This is a genomic window from Singulisphaera photorubra, assembly GCF_045290345.1.
In the GTDB taxonomy this organism is placed as follows: domain Bacteria; phylum Planctomycetota; class Planctomycetia; order Isosphaerales; family Isosphaeraceae; genus Singulisphaera.
Map to the genome: position 1 here is coordinate 8,871,114 of NZ_CP155447.1, position 16,396 is coordinate 8,887,509.

At 61.0% G+C, this 16,396-nt stretch carries 11 protein-coding genes and 1 tRNA gene; 6 read left to right on the plus strand and 6 right to left on the minus strand.

What is annotated here, in order from left to right; all coding sequences use genetic code 11:
- Positions 1-505 precede the first annotated feature (505 nt).
- Positions 506-1,972 carry a TolC family protein gene (locus V5E97_RS33215; protein WP_406695830.1) on the plus strand — a complete coding sequence of 489 codons (1,467 nt, stop codon included), beginning with the start codon at positions 506-508 and terminating at the stop codon, positions 1,970-1,972.
- A gap of 173 nt (positions 1,973-2,145) precedes the next feature.
- Positions 2,146-3,741 (plus strand): TolC family protein, encoded by a 1,596-nt coding sequence (locus V5E97_RS33220; RefSeq protein ID WP_406695831.1) that lies wholly within the window; start codon positions 2,146-2,148, stop codon positions 3,739-3,741.
- Between the two features lie 188 nt (positions 3,742-3,929).
- On the opposite strand, the gene V5E97_RS33225 is transcribed toward V5E97_RS33220, so the two are convergent.
- Positions 3,930-4,865, minus strand: coding sequence for a hypothetical protein (locus V5E97_RS33225; RefSeq protein WP_406695832.1), 936 nt, complete (start codon positions 4,863-4,865; stop codon positions 3,930-3,932).
- Between the two features lie 463 nt (positions 4,866-5,328).
- Here V5E97_RS33225 and V5E97_RS33230 point away from each other — a divergent pair, with 463 nt between their 5' ends.
- The 3 genes from V5E97_RS33230 to V5E97_RS33240 all read left to right on the plus strand — a co-directional run bounded on the left by V5E97_RS33230 (position 5,329) and on the right by V5E97_RS33240 (position 7,432).
- The gene (locus tag V5E97_RS33230) at positions 5,329-6,753 is read left to right on the plus strand and encodes a DUF1570 domain-containing protein (protein ID WP_406695833.1); all 1,425 of its coding nucleotides are present in this window, start codon (positions 5,329-5,331) and stop codon (positions 6,751-6,753) included.
- Between the two features lie 96 nt (positions 6,754-6,849).
- Positions 6,850-6,924: transfer RNA gene (locus V5E97_RS33235), tRNA-Pro, on the plus strand.
- Between the two features lie 349 nt (positions 6,925-7,273).
- A complete protein-coding gene (locus V5E97_RS33240) occupies positions 7,274-7,432 on the plus strand; it encodes a hypothetical protein (protein WP_406695834.1) in 159 nt (52 codons plus the stop codon).
- A 499-nt stretch (positions 7,433-7,931) separates the two neighbouring features.
- Here V5E97_RS33240 and V5E97_RS33245 read toward each other — a convergent pair whose 3' ends face one another.
- Together V5E97_RS33245 and V5E97_RS33250 are read right to left on the minus strand one after the other, a co-directional pair.
- Positions 7,932-8,657, minus strand: a complete 726-nt coding sequence (locus V5E97_RS33245; protein ID WP_406695835.1) for a hypothetical protein — start codon at positions 8,655-8,657, stop codon at positions 7,932-7,934.
- A gap of 155 nt (positions 8,658-8,812) precedes the next feature.
- Positions 8,813-9,097 (minus strand): IS3 family transposase, encoded by a 285-nt coding sequence (locus V5E97_RS33250; RefSeq protein ID WP_074306238.1) that lies wholly within the window; start codon positions 9,095-9,097, stop codon positions 8,813-8,815.
- Positions 9,098-10,297: 1,200 nt separating this feature from the next.
- On the opposite strand from V5E97_RS33250, the gene V5E97_RS33255 reads away from it, so the two are divergent.
- On the plus strand, positions 10,298-10,750 hold the full coding sequence (locus tag V5E97_RS33255; RefSeq protein WP_406695836.1) for a hypothetical protein: 453 nt from the start codon (positions 10,298-10,300) through the stop codon (positions 10,748-10,750).
- Positions 10,751-10,948: 198 nt separating this feature from the next.
- Here V5E97_RS33255 and V5E97_RS33260 read toward each other — a convergent pair whose 3' ends face one another.
- The 3 genes from V5E97_RS33260 to V5E97_RS33270 all read right to left on the minus strand — a co-directional run bounded on the left by V5E97_RS33260 (position 10,949) and on the right by V5E97_RS33270 (position 16,279).
- The gene (locus V5E97_RS33260) at positions 10,949-11,158 is read right to left on the minus strand and encodes a hypothetical protein (RefSeq protein ID WP_406695837.1); all 210 of its coding nucleotides are present in this window, start codon (positions 11,156-11,158) and stop codon (positions 10,949-10,951) included.
- 1,814 nt (positions 11,159-12,972) lie between these two features.
- Complete coding sequence (locus V5E97_RS33265; protein ID WP_406695838.1) at positions 12,973-15,834, minus strand: hypothetical protein; 2,862 nt, start codon at positions 15,832-15,834, stop codon at positions 12,973-12,975.
- Positions 15,835-15,961: 127 nt separating this feature from the next.
- A complete protein-coding gene (locus V5E97_RS33270; RefSeq protein WP_406695839.1) occupies positions 15,962-16,279 on the minus strand; it encodes a hypothetical protein in 318 nt (105 codons plus the stop codon).
- Positions 16,280-16,396 lie beyond the last annotated feature (117 nt).

Below are 16,396 nucleotides of genomic sequence, written 5' to 3' on the forward strand. Positions count from 1 at the left end.
GGGATCGGGGGAGATGTCGCCCTGATCGTGGATCTGGGATGAGCAGGTGCTGTGCCGCCGTACCGCGAGCTGGCCACTTCGGATCGAAGGACGGTGCGTTCGCGGATCAGAAGGCGAAGGTTAAGTCAAGCTTACCTAAGGCCTAACGGCTCAAGCGTACTAATCCCTATGGACGATACGATCGTTGAGAAGGTCTGCTCGGGAGGCTCCGACACAGTGAGGGCTGAGGATGAGAACTACAGGTCGGAAAATGCGTAACTTACTCTTCTGGAAGATTTTAGGAGTGCTTTGGCTGGTGAGTCCGCTGGCCGTTTCTGGTGCGGAAGTTCCCGACACGCCTGCCGCGATCGCAGTTCCGAGTGGAGCGGAGCGCCGGAGTCTCGGGGAGAGTGAAGCCGTGCCGGACACTCCTGTACCAGGGAACGCATTGACTTCCGATCCGCGAACCTCACTGCTCCTTCCGCCCGCAGCTTCGATTTTGGACCCATCGATCCGTCCGATTGACTTGAACACTGCGCTCCAACTCGCCGGAGTACAGAACCCCGATCTGCTGATCGCCCGCCAACGTGTGGTCGAGGCGGCCGCGCTTCGGCAACTTGCAGCGGCTCAGTTCTTGCCTTCGATTAACATTGGGATGAACTACGACACGCATACGGGTGTGGTCCAGCAGTCGAACGGGAACATCCTCTCCGTCAACCGGTCCGCCATTTATGTGGGGGCTGGTGCGAATGCCGTCGGGGCAGGCACGGTCAACATCCCCGGGGTGGTTTTGAGCGGTAACGTCGCGACTGTGGTCTACAACTACTTGGCGTCGAAGCAAGTGGAGCGGCAACGCGAGTTCGCGAGCTTGGCCGTCCGCAATCAGGCGTTTCTTCAGACCACCCTGGCCTACTGTGCGCTGATGCGTGGCGAGGGAACCCGGGCCGTCGCCATGCAAGTACGCGATGATGCACGTCGCGTGGCGCAATTGACGGCCGCCTACGCCGCGGCGGGGCAGGGACGCAAGGCCGATGCCAATCGGGCGGCGACGGAACTGGCGAAACGTGAGGCGGACTTCCTGGCTGCCGAGGGCGATGTGCTCACCTCGTCCGCTCGGCTCTGCGACGTGCTCAACCTCGACCCATCGATCCGGCTGCACCCAACGGACGCCTGGGTGACGCCTCAGCCGATCGTTCCCGATCCCATCCCGGTCTCCGAGTTGATCGCCCTGGCCTTGCTCCAGCGGCCGGAGTTGGGCGAGCGACGGGCCGCGATCCGCGAGACCCTCTTGATGCTTGAGGGGTCGAAAGTCCTGCCCTTCTCTCCAACAGTCCTGGTCGGCTTCAGCGCGGGGGGCATGGGAGGCGGAAGTAATCTCGTCCGGCCGATTTTCGGTGGATTCGGCGGACGAACCGACCTGGATGCGTTTGCCTTCTGGACGATCCAGAACCTCGGTGTGGGCAACCTGGCGATGATCAATCTGGCGCGAAGCCGTGTTGGCATTACGCGATATCAAGAAGTCGCGGTTCTCGATCGGATTCGCGCAGAGGTGGCGGAGGCGTACGCTCGAACGCATGCCCGGTTTGCCCAGATCGGCACCACGGAACAAGCGGTCCGTAGCGGAACGGAAGGTTTTCGTGCCGACCTCGTGCGGCTCGAGAGTACCGTAGGTCTACCGATCGAGTTGCTCGACAGCATGAGGCTTTTGGCTCGCGCCCGTTACGAGTACCTTGCCGCGATTGTTGACTACAACGAGGCTCAGTTCTCGCTTTACGTGGCTTTGGGGCAGCCTCCGGCAAATGCGTTGGCTCGTCCGGTTCCGACTGCGGGCGTGGTTCCCACCGGTGATCCGATTCCCATTCCAGGAAACCCGGATGGGTTGCCCCAACCAGAACGATTGCCAGCCCCACCCGCGAGCGTGGTCCCGATCGCGCCCCGTGCCGCCAATATGGCATTACCCGGGCTGCCGCCTGCTACTCAAGCGGGGCGTTGATCGTGGCGAAACTCGGAACGGAGGGCCCTGGAATGTTTTCAGAATCACGATCGCGAGCCATCGCAGTTCGGAAACGGTGGAGGCGGACGGCTAGCTTGACCACCCTGCTTTCAATTTTTGCGGCCAACGCCGGGGAAGCAGCCGAGCCCGGAGTGGGAGGAACGCCCTCGCGAATGACCAGGCTGGCGAACGCTCGCCCCGAGGTCATGCCGAACGTCTTGCCCAAGCCCAAGATGCCCGCCACATACCTGCTGCCAACCTGGGGAGCGGCGACCGCCGAGGCCCGATCCAGACGCCTGGTTCCGCACGATTCTCAGGTGGATCCGAGACTCCGTCCGGCGGCTTCGGCAGATTCTAAGATCCCTGTTGTCATGACTGCGCCGGTGATTCCGCCACCGATCCAGACGTTTCCCGTCGACTTGACAACCGCGTTGCGACTTGCCGAGATCGAGAATCCTGAGATTGCCGAGGCCAGGCAGCGGATCCTCGAAGCCACGGCGCTTCGGCAGGCGGCCTACGCCTTGATGCTCCCGACGCTGAACGGTGGCCTCTCCTATCACGGACATGACGGCAACTTGCAGCGGTCCGGCGGCCATACACTGGCAGTGTCGCAGCAGCAGGTCTATGTGGGCGGAGGGACCTTCCCAACGGCCTCAAATCCGGTGGCAATCCCGGCAGTGACGATCGCCAGTCACCTGACCGACGCGATCTTTGAGCCATTGGCGGCGCGTCAGAATGTCACTCGCGCTCAGTTCGCCGCCATGGCAACCGCCAATTCGGTGCTCCTCGACGTGTCCACGCTCTACTTCGACCTTGTGGGTGCGGAAGCCTCGCTCCAGTTGCGGCGAGAGACCGAGGCAGAATCCAACGAAGTCGCTCGACTGACGGCTGCCTACGCCAAGTCGGGCCAGGGCTTCGTCTCGGATGCTGACCGCGCAGCGACGCTCTCGACCTTGATCCACCGCGCGGTGGAGCAGAGCGAAGAAGAGGTTGCAGTTGCCTCCGCGCGACTCTCGAGACGACTACACCTTGATCCGGTCGTCCGGGTTCATCCGATTGTGCCGCGTGTGGAGCCGATCGCTCTGATTGACGCGAGCAGTTCGGTGGAGGAACTGGTTCGAGTGGCGCTCCAGGGTCGTCCGGAGATGGGCGCTCGGGCGGCGGCCGTTGGGATTGCGGAGACTCGGTTGCACCAGGAAATCGCTCGTCCCTGGCTACCGACGGTCTGGCTCGGGTTTGGCGGCGGTGTGATGGGGGGCGGAAGCAACATCGTCCCGCCCTCAGTGGGCAATTTCGCCGGACGGACCGACTTTGATGTGCGGCTGTTCTGGACGTTCCAGAATCTAGGCTTAGGAAACCTGGCGATTCAGAAACAACGCAGGGCATCCATCGGGCAAGCGATTGGTGATCAATCCCGAATGATCAATAGCATCCGTCGCGAGGTCGCAGCCTCGAAAGCGTTGGTCATGACCACCAGGGAGCGGATCGATGCCACCAGGCATCAACTCGAGACCTCTGAGGAGGGATTCCTTGCAGACCTGGATCGACTTCGCAATACGGTGGGCCGACCGATCGAGTTGACGAATAGCCTGGAGTTGTTGGCCCAGGCGCGAATCGACCACGTGCGTGCAATCATCGAGAACAACCGGGCACAGTTACGTCTGTTCGTGTCCTTGGGGTCGCCTCCGCCGCTCGATCGGCCCGCCTCGGACCCGCTCCCTCCCGCACCGGTCGCCTCGCCCCCCCTGCCCTTGGCCCCCGTCCGTTGAGCGGCCGAGGCGAACGACAAAGCAACTCGAGAGTGACGCTTCGCCGAGCCCGTTTTCCCCTGCTTCAACGCGATCGGCCGTGGCGTCAATGTGGGGTCAGCCGACGGGAAAAATCTGATTCTGACCTCCGATCAATCGTAAATCGTTGATGTGATCATGACGAGCGAAGCGAAGCTCTCTGCTCGAAGCTACTTGAGCTTCGAGCCGGACGCGGCAAAGTCGAGCCAGTAGACAGGGTAGACTCGGGTCACTTGCTGACCATAGGGGTCGATGGCCAGGAAGTTGTAATTTGTCAGGCCTTCTTTGTTTCGGACCTTGATCGCAAAATTGCCTTGCGCATCGGCGGCGATAACCTCGCCCCGGAAGGAAAAGTCACCGAGTCCACTATCGGTGAAGATGAACGTCCCCGGGGTCGTATGCCCCAGGATCGTGACGTCTTGGTGGTGAGTCTTCCCACCGGACGTTTTGGGAGTCGGCCCTTTTGCCGCATCCTCAGGTGCCAAGGTCAGGAAGACGCTGAGGGGGACCTTCGGCGTGAGCGGCTTGATATTGCGCAACAGGAACTTGGCATCACCGTGCCCGACCTGCCCGTTTTGATTGGCGTCGGCCGAGGGAAGGTATTTCGCGTTCCGAGCTCTTGAGAGATAGGTGTCCAGGAACGCCTTCTGATCGCTGAGCGTGACTTGTCCGTCGCCGTCGACGTCTCCGGGGAGAGTCGCGCGGAGTTGGAACCCGCCTGTCGTCCCCGCTCGCCCCGTTACCCCGGTAGTGACCGTACCGGCCTGCCCGGTGCGAACATACGCGTGCGTCGGTTTGTGCCGATTTCGCCCGGCTTGAATCCCTTGCCGCACCGCGAGTGGTTCGCCGGAAGCCCCGCGGGCGTGCGTGACCGCCGGGATCAGCGAGCTTCCCTCCTCCGGCCGAACGGACTCGCCGATGATGATCGAATGACGGCGGTTAATGTTTCTGGCCGAGACCGGGACTGATACCTCAGCCGTCGTTTGCGGGGCCTGAACTTCGCCCTGGACAACGCCCAGCGTGTTGGAGGGAACGTCTGCGTTCATTGCAACGCGCGGTTCGCAGGTCTCCACCAGCGGCCGAAATTGAGCCTTTGTCAAAGACAAGGATTCTCCTCCTTGATGAGTTAGGGGAAAGGCATTCCCTGTCCGTGAAATACCAAGAAAGATCTTGCGCTATGATTTGGTATTGGTCCAATCGGGCGAGACCTTCGGCTCTAAGAAATGGCATTTCTTCGCCCGGACGTCCTCGATCCCTCGGTTATGGCTTGTTTGGCTTTGCCGATCCTGTTGCATTGTCGACTCGGGAGTGGCCGATTTTGTTACTGATGCGAAGAGTCCGATCATTCAGCCAGCCAGAGTTTTCTGATTGGCAGGAACTCGCTCTCTCACTGTGCACCGGTGGCCCTTTGTTTTCTTTGCCGGTTTGCCGCTCCCCACTTGATCCAGGTGTCAAATGCGCAAATTCAGCGCAGAGTTGAAGTTACGAAATCGTTGGAAAGCCTGTATTCGACTCTTGTCGTTCTCTCTGGCTTCGATGTGCGTAGGCTTGGGGCTAATTGGCGGGGGGATGGCCGTCTGTCCTTCGGTTCGTGCGGACCTGGTCTATTTCGCCAAAGGGGCGGAAGCTCAGGTTCCAGTAACCATTGAGGGGACGAGCGTTCGAATCGACATCCCCGGTCAAACCTTTGAATTCCTGAAGGACGATTTTCGAGAGATCGTGTCTGGCCATTGGCCGGAACGTGAATGGAAATCGAGAGAGGCTGCCGCGCTCGCGGGCGGGGCCGAGGCCCGAGCCGCGGCCGCGTGGTGGGCGCTTGAGAATGGCCTCACGCCGCAGGCCGAGTCGATGCTCAAGTCGGCCCATCAAGTGGATCCCACTCAGCAACCCACCGCGCGAATGGTCGCGGTCTTGGCGTTGCTGGCGAAACCGTGCTCGGACCCCGACCTCGACCCGCTCCTCCGTGCTCTGGGGGGGGCGAGCGAAGTGGCCCGAGGCCCCCATATCGTTCTGGTGCACCAGCAATCGGCCGAGGAGGCAGCGGAGCGGGTTGATCTTCTCGAGCGGGTCATCACTACTTACTACCTCCTGTTCGCGGCTCAGGGCATCGACCTGCCAGTGCCGGCCCGTCGATTGCCGTCGGCTTTCTTCGCGGAGCACAAAGATTACCTGGAGTTTCTTCGTTCGCAGAATTTGGAGACATTCCGTTCGACCCGGGGATATTTTCACCCGACGTTGAATGCCGTCGTAGCCTATGACGCGCGGAGCTCTGGCAGTTTGAAGCAATCGCGCGAGCCGCTCGCGGCGAGGCAACGAGAACTGGCGACCTGGAAGTCAACCCTGGAGCGACTTCCCTCCGGTCGTCGACTGCTCCTCCAACTTCGCGGCGAACCCCCTCGTACGATGAGTCGGGCCCAGGCTCAGAAATATCTCGAAGAACTTCAACGCGACCTGAGCCGGCGGGAACTCCTTCTCGAACTCGATCGTCGCTCCATCGATTTAGGCACCGCCGCGCATGAGATGGTGCATCAACTGGTCGCTGTAAGCGGACTTGCTCCCCACCATGACGATTTCCCCCTCTGGCTTCACGAGGGCTTAGCAGCCCAGTTCGAGGTAATCCGAGGCGGTCGATGGGCGGGTATTGGTCGTGCTCACGACCTTCGACTGCCAGATTGGCGAGCGATCTCCCATCGCACCTCCTTGACTCTTCTCATCGAGGATCACGGCTTCGGCCGTGGCTACCAACGTGATTCCTACGCGCAGGCCTGGGCTCTCGTTTACTACCTTCGAAAAGAGCAGCCACAGCAGTTCCTCACATTCCTGGACTTACTCCGTGCCCCAGACGCCGCGGCCCCTCACTCAAAGAACCACTTCTCATCCGCATTTTGCCGCGCCTTTGGCGACAATCTCGAGGAGATCCAAAAGGGCTGGCACCTCTATCTCGACAGCCTAAAAACGCCCCTGGATGAGGAACGGAAGCAGGAATATCGGTGATCCCGCCCGGGAGAATTTCAGAGCCCGATTGACAGTTGGAGTGCATCTGTTATGATCCTCTTCCACACGACGCAGCGATAAGAAGTGAGATTGAGACGGGGCGTAGCTCAGCATGGCTAGAGCGCACGGTTCGGGACCGTGAGGTCGGAGGTTCAAATCCTCTCGCCCCGACTAGGTTAGAAGTCCTTCGTCGAACGCGACTTAGGTATATCTTTCGGCAGTCTGAAGCGAGGCAAAGAGGTTTCGGAAAACGGTACATGTACCGTTTTCCGAAACCTCTTTCCGTTGCCACACAATCCTGATAAATAATCGCACTCCCGCTTACCGCCTTAACAAGGCGCGGAACTGTGCCGTCATCACGATCGACGGTAAGAACCACAAACCCAGGCCTTATAATTCCCTCGAGAGCCATGGGAGTACGACCGCCTGATCGCCAAGTGGCGGCGCCTCCCATGAATCTGCTTTCCCGACCACCGGCCCGAATCGGTTCATCACCGCACTGGCGGTTATCGAGCTGATTTTGTCGTACCTCCGTCACGTCCAGTCGTATTACGTTAATGGCGGGCAGTCGACCAGCGAGCAGGACCACATCCGCCAGGTCCTGCGGTTCGTTCGTCCACTCTCAAGTGGCTTACTGGCTGTCACGTTCGGCCCGGTGGCCCTGGCTGATGTCCGCTAAACCGTGCGCTTAGCCGGGGGGTCACGCAAGCCGATTAACGTAGACATCCACTGGGTTCATGGCATGTTCGGGTGTGCCGTCGAGCACGAGTTGCTGCCCATCGAAATTTACCAGGCCTTGCGGCGCGTCAAGGGATTGCGAAAGGGCCGCTCGGCGGCAGAGTTACACGACCCCTTGGGGATGGAACTGAGCGTGTAAAAGGGGTCCTCCCGCACTTTCGATGACAAAGCCCCCATCTTGGCTGATCGGCTTTGAGTTCCCCGATCACGTCCTGCTAACGACGCGAGCCTTCAAGAGTGCAAAATGCGATTGTTCTTACATGTGTAGACTTGTCGTGTTTAGTCGATTCACATGACCTTCCACTGGACCGTTTTCAGTGCATCGTCACCGCCGCGTTCACCGCCGACTCGTCGCGGCGGATGCCCGCGGCGAAGTTGCGGATCTCAGGGCAAGAGCTGACCTCGGCTCGCGACAACCAATCCTTCAACGTACCGGTCGATTACTTGTGAATCAACGCCGTGAACTCGTCCGCCAGGTCCAAGGCGATTGTCAGTTCCGGGCGAACCGCTCGGATCGCGTCCAGACGGACCTGGGCTTCGAACTTCCGATCCTCGGGACAACGGACCCAGTCGAATGAGAGCTGCTTCGGCGAAGGTGGTGGGGCGGGCTTTGGCTTCGCCGCGTTCACTCGAGGACGCGTTTTGCCGGCCCGTCCCAGACGTTTGGTGAAGTAGCGACGGGCCGTGGCGTACGAGAGGCGAAATCCTCTCCCCGCCAGTTCACGATGCAACTTGGATGCGTTGATCCGGCCTTCTGCGATGCGTGCGTCGATCCACTCGCGGTGTGCGTCCATGCCCGAGCGGGTCGCCCTACCGGGCCTCCAGTCGGGGCACCGTTCGCGACGGAGGTATCCACGCACCGCCTTCCGCGACAGGTCGAGGTCTCGGGCGATCTGCCGGATCGGTTTCCCTTGTCGATGGAGCTCATGGACCCGCTCGAACTGCTCGACGCGCCGCTGGCGCTTCGCGAGCGAGGCTCCCTTCTGAGGTGAGATCGGAGTTGGGGGTGGCGGCGATTCCTGGGGAGTTGGCTCCAGGGTCGTTGTGGCGCCGGGCAATGCGTCAGCACTCCTTGTGGGCTCGGGATCGGCAGATTTGAGGGCATCCGTGATGACCGGCAGATGGCGTTCAAGCAGCCGTTCAACGGCCTCGCGCACGTTCTTCAAGAGGGTCGAGTCCAGCAGCCCTGCACTTCAACTGGGGCGTCTAGGGAGTTCAGTTGAAGATGGGGGCCCAGTCGCGAGGTTAAGTGGATTGCCCAGACTTCTCGCCTTACCCTCTTTGGGTGCCTGGCTAACTAGCTTCCATTTTGGCCTCGACCTCACAAGGCAGATTTTTTTTTCACCCAGGCCAGCTCCATCTGGAGCCGCCCGATCTGCTCGTACAATTCGGTCTGGAGCTTCTCCTGGTCGGGCCGGCGGGCGGCCGACCCATTCTCGAAGAGGCCCTCCAGGCCGTCCAGGAGTTGCTTCTTCCACTGGCTGATCTGCACCGGGTGGATCTGGTGCTGCTTGGCAAGTTCGGAGATCGTCTTGTCCTGCTTGGCAGCTTCCAAGGCAACCTTCGCCTTGAACGCCGCCGAGTGTCGCTTGCGGATTTGTCCCATGCTTCGCCCTCGGTAAGACCTCCCTCAATGATAACTTACCGAGTGGTCCGAAATCTGGGGGCCACTATAGACGATGGGGTCCACTTCAATCTCTCATTGGGAATGGTACTGCAGAGGCAGCCCATTATCAGACAGTCAACTCGCCGCCACTGCTCTGGGAGTGAGGGTTGATCAGTCCTTATCGAACGTGGAATAGAAGGAGTTTCTCATGCGAATGCCCCGTATTCACTTATGGTGGCTGATCATCACGGCCCCATACTGTGGAATCGTTCTGGCTATGAGCTGGGGAAACCTTTGGAACGATATAGGAATTGCTGGGCCCGTCGCGGTCTGTGTGACCCCTAGCATTATCGCTTCTCTCCGGGTACGGGCCAGCAGAAAATCGGGAGTAGGAATTCTCTGCTGCATCGGCTTAGTCACTGGGATATTAACCGGCGCCGGTCTCGAAATCCTTGATCTCTTCATGGCCCATCTCCGACAAGATATCCGTCGTTTGGACGATATTGATTTGGTCGGTGGGCCTGTGTACGCCATCATCTTCTTGGCCGTATCCGGAGCCTTCTTCGGGTTAATCGTCGGGCTACTCGTAGGACTTGTTTCTTCGCTGGTTGGCTGGCCGGTGAGGCGAGATAGTCATTAGAGGCGTCCGCCGCTTGCTTACCATTATTTGAAACGGACCCCCTGCCCCAATGCTGCGCACGACTGCCCGTGGCATTCCACACCGCATTGGCGGTTATCATAATGTTGACAGTCGCACTCAGCGGGCCGATCCGTTGAATTTGGCGTTAATCGTTACGTTCTCGGTCCACTCAGGCCGCGTCTGAGGCTCGCCCCTCATTCCGGTCGGTGATCTCCCAGATTGGTCCGTATAGGTCAGCGCGATGGCGACTTCGGGGCTTACTGCAACTTCGGCGAAGTCTTCAACAGTCTCGCCGTTAACTGTTGTGAGTGTCGGAACTCTGGCGAGCGAAGTGCTCGCCTTGGCCCAAGTGATCCACGGGGTAGCGTGCTTGAATGGACCACGGCTACTATAACGACGGTATGAGTCCGAGGCCGATCCCTGAAGAGCTCTAGGCTACGATCCCGCCGAGGACCCGGTTCGCCGTCGGGGCTGAGTAGGCGGTCGGAGACGTGGGGGTTGCCATGGCCGAGAAGCTCTATCAGTACGTCAGTCCCTAGGTCGTCCGCCCCAGAGCCGTGTTGGCCCTGCGAGGGCGGCCGATCGGGGCTGTCGAGGACTTGGGCCGTTGGCTCGCCGACAACGGTAGCTCGCTCACGCCCGCTGGGCAGGTCGTGGCCACTTTCGTGGTCGGCTCCGACGGTAGGCTCTATCTAGCAGACCGCCACTCCGAGCACATCGCGTGTAGTGGGGGTCGGCCGGTTCGCTCCGCGGGCGAGATCTTCTTCGCCGGGGATGGCGGCGAGGTGGATGAGGTGTCCAACCAGTCGACTGGCTTCTGCCCTGAGCCGGAGTCCTGGGAGGCCGTCGCGCAGGCACTCGACCGGATCGGGATACCCCACCCCGGTCGCTTCACCGCCGAATTCAACTTCCGTCGCTGCCCCGCGTGCGGAGAGCGGAACCTGGTGAAGGAAGCAATCTTCGAGTGCCTGCTCTGCGGGGATGAGCTGCCCCAGGCGTGGAACTTTAATTAACCGATCGGGTCGTCGATCGCCAACCACGGTCATCGACCGATCCAAGTCGTGAACGGATACCTCGAAGGAATCATCAAGCACTTTGAAGCGGTCGAGAGCTGACTACTCCTGCGGTTCGTAGCACGAGCGCCCCCATCTCCACAACATGGGGCGTGAGGAGCAATGGAACAGAAAATTGGCGAAATGGTCACTACGCGGCTAGATCATCCCGTTGATCAGTTCGTCGAGGATCTCGGGATGTCGAATCAAATAGTCGTCAATCGCTCGGAGCAGGACGGCTTTCTGATACTTCCGGGCAGGTTTGTAGCACTCGATGTATGGCAATTCCATGCTGACCAGAACGGCGCTGATGATCCTGTGCTTGAACTTGATCGAGCCATTCGAGCGGCCGTCCCACAGCGAGGGCAAAGTCCAGTTGTGCTCGACCTTGTGATCGGGCTACTCGGTGAGTTCGACTTGGAGCATCGTGAAGTGGTTCGTAACTCAGCTCAACCACGACACAAGACCAGAAGCGGTCTTCTGCACAAGATGCCTCGCAACCTCGAACATCGGTCCACGGGTCTTCTACACCACAGTAGAGCGAGTTCGCGTAAGAAGTAGTTGGCCTGACCGGGGACCTCGCCCCCGCTGAACTTTTCGATGAGCAGGATGCGGCCGAGTAACGACTGGCACGCCAGGCTGATCATGGCCTTGGGCAGATACTATTTGCCGACGTAGACGAGAACGTAGCCGGTTGGTGCCCCGAAGGCATGCTCGATCGCAGCATCTAGATCGGCGAGTGCCGTGAACACGCTTTCCCGTGTCAGGCATTTTGGGACCGACTGGGGCATGGCTTACGCGGCCTGGTTCGGACGCGGAGTTGAAATCCTCGAGAGGTTCAAGGTCATCCTAGAGTCACGAAGCGGTCGTTGTCACAACCCGAGTCGCAAAGGTGACGGGGGTGGTGAAAGGTCGGCTTGGCGAGAAGAGTCGAGTCGGCTGGCTGGAGATGCGCGGGTATGATTCAGGTCGCCCCGATCACTCGTGACCTTAAACCCGGAAACGAAGCCTGGCTGGACGAATCGAGATGCGTACGTTCCGGACACGGTGACCGTTGAGCATGCTCCTCCCATTATCCCACTCTTGTTCACACGCGGATTATCATCAAAGAGGTTTGATGCCTTAGGATTGCAAACGGATCGGTCCATCCGCGAATCCTCGAAATTCCCGCCAGCAGGGATCCAGACCTAGCCTTCAGGATAACGAAGTTTGCTACCACGTTTCTCGATAATTCTTGAGTCGACCTGGAAGATCAGCCCACGCCCGCCGACCGGATATGGATGACACATGTACTGGAAATGTACTGGACTGAATTGTGACGTATTGCGAAAACGTGCGATGATTCACCTTGATTCGCTACTCTTGTCTTACCAGGCCAAACACCGTAAGCTATGAATAGTCAGAGGCTTTCAGGTGGTTCGTCCAAAGTTGTCTCGTCGCTTCGGGACCGTGAGGTCGGTGGTTCAAATCCTCTCGCCCCGACTGAGACTGGAAAACGGCTTGCGGCGATCCTAAGAATCCACTCCGGTGGCCAGGACACTCGAACCTGGCCGCAAAAACTCCGGAGGATCGGCCGAGGATGCAGAGCTTGGAGCTGTTCTGAGGCTCGGAGCGAATCTGCTGACATTTCCAGCACGGCAAGAGAAGCAGGTTCGCCTCCCTCCCGATAAGGATGAGGCATGGCGTCTGCGGCACGATTTGGTGGCCTGCCCACCATGGATCGTCGGCCCGCTCAAATCTGGTCCCAACGTTGAGGCTCTCGAGATCCTCAATGCTTGCTTTGTCCGGTGCCTGAAGCACCGGGCCACCCGTACTTACGAGTGGGAAAGCGATAAAAATCAGCGGTTCACCAACTCCCTGCAGTCGGCCTGACGGGCATGGAGCTGAAGCCGTCTTACTTCGCGCGGGCACCGGAGTTCTCGACCTCGTCAAGAAGTAGGGTCGCGAGGCGCGGGAGATAGGGATCAACTCCGCCGAGTTCGTCCGCGTCCTCGACCCGGTCAGAGAGTCTTCCTTCCGCGACCTGATCGAGTTCTGCCGTCTCACGTTTGCACGCTGAACTCGTAGCGGCCGGCGTGGCGCTCATCCGCCTGAGGCGGGTGGGGCGATAGGGCGGGCTTGCGACGAGACGGGAACCCCTCGAACGGCAAAATCACGCGGATCATCGAGCCTGAACCGGGTACTCATTGGTCGACGGATCCGGGGGGCAGATGCAAGAGATCGCGCGGCGACGTTCGCAGGTCAACGAGCCGGCGTTGCGGCTCGGGTTTTGCGTCGGAGAGGGCCTGGCCTACCTGCATCCGTAGGGACCAGAGGGCCTGCGGCGTCAATCGAGCGAAGTGGATCACTCCCGCGTCCTCGCCCCCGACGAACCCTGTTCCACGCCGCTCGCCGTCGAGCCGGAGAGCCTTGCGAACGGCACCGCCGATCGCCCAGCGTGGCTCACCTGTCTGGCGAGCGAGGAGCTCCAGGTATTCGACGTCCTGCTGACCGCGACGATACGCCTTCAGGCGAATCGAAGGGACCGGGGCGGAATTCTTCCCGCTGCGGGCAGGGTAGAACAGTGCGAGCGTATCGGCCCCCGTCCATGAATCGCCCTTACCGACCGTCTGCCAGGGGACGACGCCGTCACTGCCGAGCGACCAGGCGTCGAGGCACCAGCCCACCGGCTGCACGTTGGCCTCTTCGATCGCATTGGTGCTTCCGTATTCGACGACGAGCTGGCCCTGGGCGGCCTTGCGGTCGAAGACGATCCGATGGTATCGCCGCATCGCGCTGCTCACCACATTGTAATCGAGTAAGCCATCGAGCGAGTCACGCTGCCACTGAGGACGGGAGACATCGCAACGGAAAACCAGCTTTGCCTTGCTCGGGGCCTGGCGCACGCCCTCGTGGAAGGCGATGCCGAAGTAGCGCAGGGCCCAGAAATCCTGGAAGCTGGCGGGCTCGTCGAGTAGCCAGGGGGACGAACCACGGGACCACCCCTGCTTTTTGAAGTCGTTCTTGCCGTTGAGGAAGAACTGGAAGAGCGTGTCGTTCCATCCTTTCGCGTCAACATGCTCGGCGACCTGTCGCGTGACCTCGACGAGGTCGCGACGGTATGCTGCGCTGAAGGCACGGTCGGCCCAGTAGTCGCCGTTGTAGTTCCCCTCGACCGGGTCGGGCCAGTTCTCGTGCATCGGCAGATAGAACGATTCAAGGGGAACCCCCTTGCGTGGCAGGTCCGCGAAGGCCGAGCCGTCGAAATATGGCCCGAACCGACGGTCCCAGGCCGACCAGTCGAGTGTCTTGCCGTCCCAGGCCGGAGCACGGCCCTCGGCCATGATGCCACGCTGCGAGTAAGGGACGCAGTTCAGGACTGTCCGGTGTCGGTGGGCCAGGCGGTAGAACTCCCGCTCGTCCTCCGGTAGGCCGTAGCAGTTCATCTCGGGGAGGAAACTCAGGGAGTCCGGCAGCGTGAAGTCCCAGACCTGCAGCGAGACGTCGATTACGAGGGTCTGGTCGCCGACCTTCAGGGTGAGCTTCCCCGCGTGCTCGCCGGCCCCTGCCCCGTGGGGAACGTACAGCTCGCAATGGAAGCTGGTGCTCGTCCGGCCGGGGAGAGGCGAGTCGTCGGCCCCGGCGCCGTCCAGCGGGACGATCGGATCGGGGAGCGGTCCCTTCTTCGACGTGACGGGGTGATAGGAACCGGTTGTGACCTGGACCCCCGAGGCCCCCGCCCCTGCGAACTCGAGCGTGGGTCGGACACCCCCTGCCCCACCGCGCACGAGGACCTGAAAGCCGACGAACTCATTCCTCGCCGCATGCAAGCGGACCCGTTTCGTCGCGGCGTCCCAGAGGTGGTTGGCCGCGAGGTACTCGTCGGGTTGCGGCGGAATCATCGCGCCGGTCACGGGCTGAATCTTGTCGAATTCGTCAACGATCGCAATCTCGGACTCACCGAGCTTCGGTAGCGGTCCGCGGCCCCGGAACGGCTCCGGAACGGCCAACGGTAATGGGCGAGCGACCCGGTCTGAAACGCGAACGGTCGTGGTCGCCTCCGGCCCGAGGTTACCAGCGCCATCAACAGGGCGGATTGCCAGGTCGAGGTCCGATCCCGCCGGCACGTCGATGTCGCGGAGATGCATCGTCACGCGATCGCCGGCTTTTCCGGCCAGCGGGATTAGGTATCTCGGCACGTCCTGCCGGCCGGCGCGGACGAAAAACCCCACCGTCCCAGACGGCCCTTGGTCGCGAGGCGTGGTCCATGAGACCCACGCCTCTCCGGCCGGCAGGTCCTTCGGGTCGGACACGAATCCGTCCACTTGGTCGGGCGGAGCGTTGTCCTTCGGACCCAGCGCGACGGCCAGGTAGGGGGCGCTCGCGGGACCTGACTCGCGGCTGTGGAGGAACCGATTCGGCATGGAAACCGGAGTGAATTGTTCGCCCCGACGGGTCCACTCCGATCCCGTATCGTCGAAGAGGAAGAGCCCGTGGCTGATCCCGGCGCCGCGGGCCGCCAGCACCAACGGATCCACGGCGACCTGCTGCCATCGCTCTGCGTCGGGGGGTGATGCGTCGGCCATCCGCCAGGTGGTCCCGCCTTGTCCCAGGATCACAGCGCAGAGATCGCTGCCCGGAATCGTCCAGGGCGTATCCGGGTGTCGACGGTGGTTGTGCGTCGAGCTGCCGACCTGGGGGACGTAGCCGCTCGCGGTGCCCTCGGCCCATTCGGCCCCGAAGCTCCCGACCGTGACCCGGAGCAGGACCGGCTCGGCGGCCAGGCGGAGATGGAGCGTGGCCGAGCGGATGACGCGGCCCTTCAACGGCGCGGGATCGATGTCGATCAGGGTCATCTCCTGGTGCGACTTCAACTTCAGCCGGCGGGAGCCCCCGTTGTTCCCCTCGGCCTCTACGCCGACATTGGAGAACCATGTATCCCGCGTGACCGGAAGCCGCACCATCTCCTCACTTTCTCGTGGGGCCAGCCCCTCCTGTGCTTGTAAGCCGGCTCGCGGAACGACGCAGAGCAAGGTGAGACTGAACGCGACGGAGAAACGTTTCATGAGGCGACTCCCAGCTCGGAGGACCCGGAGATTCGCTCGGGATCGGTGCCGCCCCGATCCGATAAGCCGGCATTTTCGGATGCGTGAACGCCGACTCTCCGGGCCACTTCGTCCGGTCGAGCCGAAGTCACAATAACACAAGGGCATCGTCGTGGATGACATATTGCAAGGCGATTTCGTGATGAGTCATGACCCGGGGCCTGAGTAACAACACCATCACCGTTCCCACCCTGCCGACCCAGACCGGTCCTCGAGAGCTCGGGACGTGCTTCCACTGGCGTTCCACCAGTGCTTGTTCTCGCCCCTGTGCTTCCAGGTAGAAGGTTTGTCGGAGACCTAGGAAGGCGTGGTATGTTCGGAGGATGATGTCATCAAGTAGAAGTCGTTCCCTGCGGAGGCAATGACGATTCCCGGAACGACGACGACCTCGACGTTCGCGCTCCATGGCGCGAGCTCCAGAGGGCCTTCAGCTTCGACTCACCGTCAGCGAAGTGCATGATGGCCACCTTGCTGAACGACCAGCAGAGGTCGGCGCTTTCGCTACCTCTGTGGCAACGCCCTC

Excerpts from the sequence above, each read along its gene's own strand:
- V5E97_RS33250 (WP_074306238.1), bottom strand. The coding sequence starts at position 9,097 with ATGGGACAAATCCGCAAGCGACACTCGGCGGCGTTCAAGGCGAAGGTT.
- V5E97_RS33220 (WP_406695831.1), top strand. The coding sequence starts at position 2,146 with ATGACCAGGCTGGCGAACGCTCGCCCCGAGGTCATGCCGAACGTCTTG.
- V5E97_RS33270 (WP_406695839.1), bottom strand. The coding sequence starts at position 16,279 with ATGGAGCGCGAACGTCGAGGTCGTCGTCGTTCCGGGAATCGTCATTGC.
- V5E97_RS33230 (WP_406695833.1), top strand. The coding sequence starts at position 5,329 with ATGGCCGTCTGTCCTTCGGTTCGTGCGGACCTGGTCTATTTCGCCAAA.
- V5E97_RS33265 (WP_406695838.1), bottom strand. The coding sequence starts at position 15,834 with ATGAAACGTTTCTCCGTCGCGTTCAGTCTCACCTTGCTCTGCGTCGTT.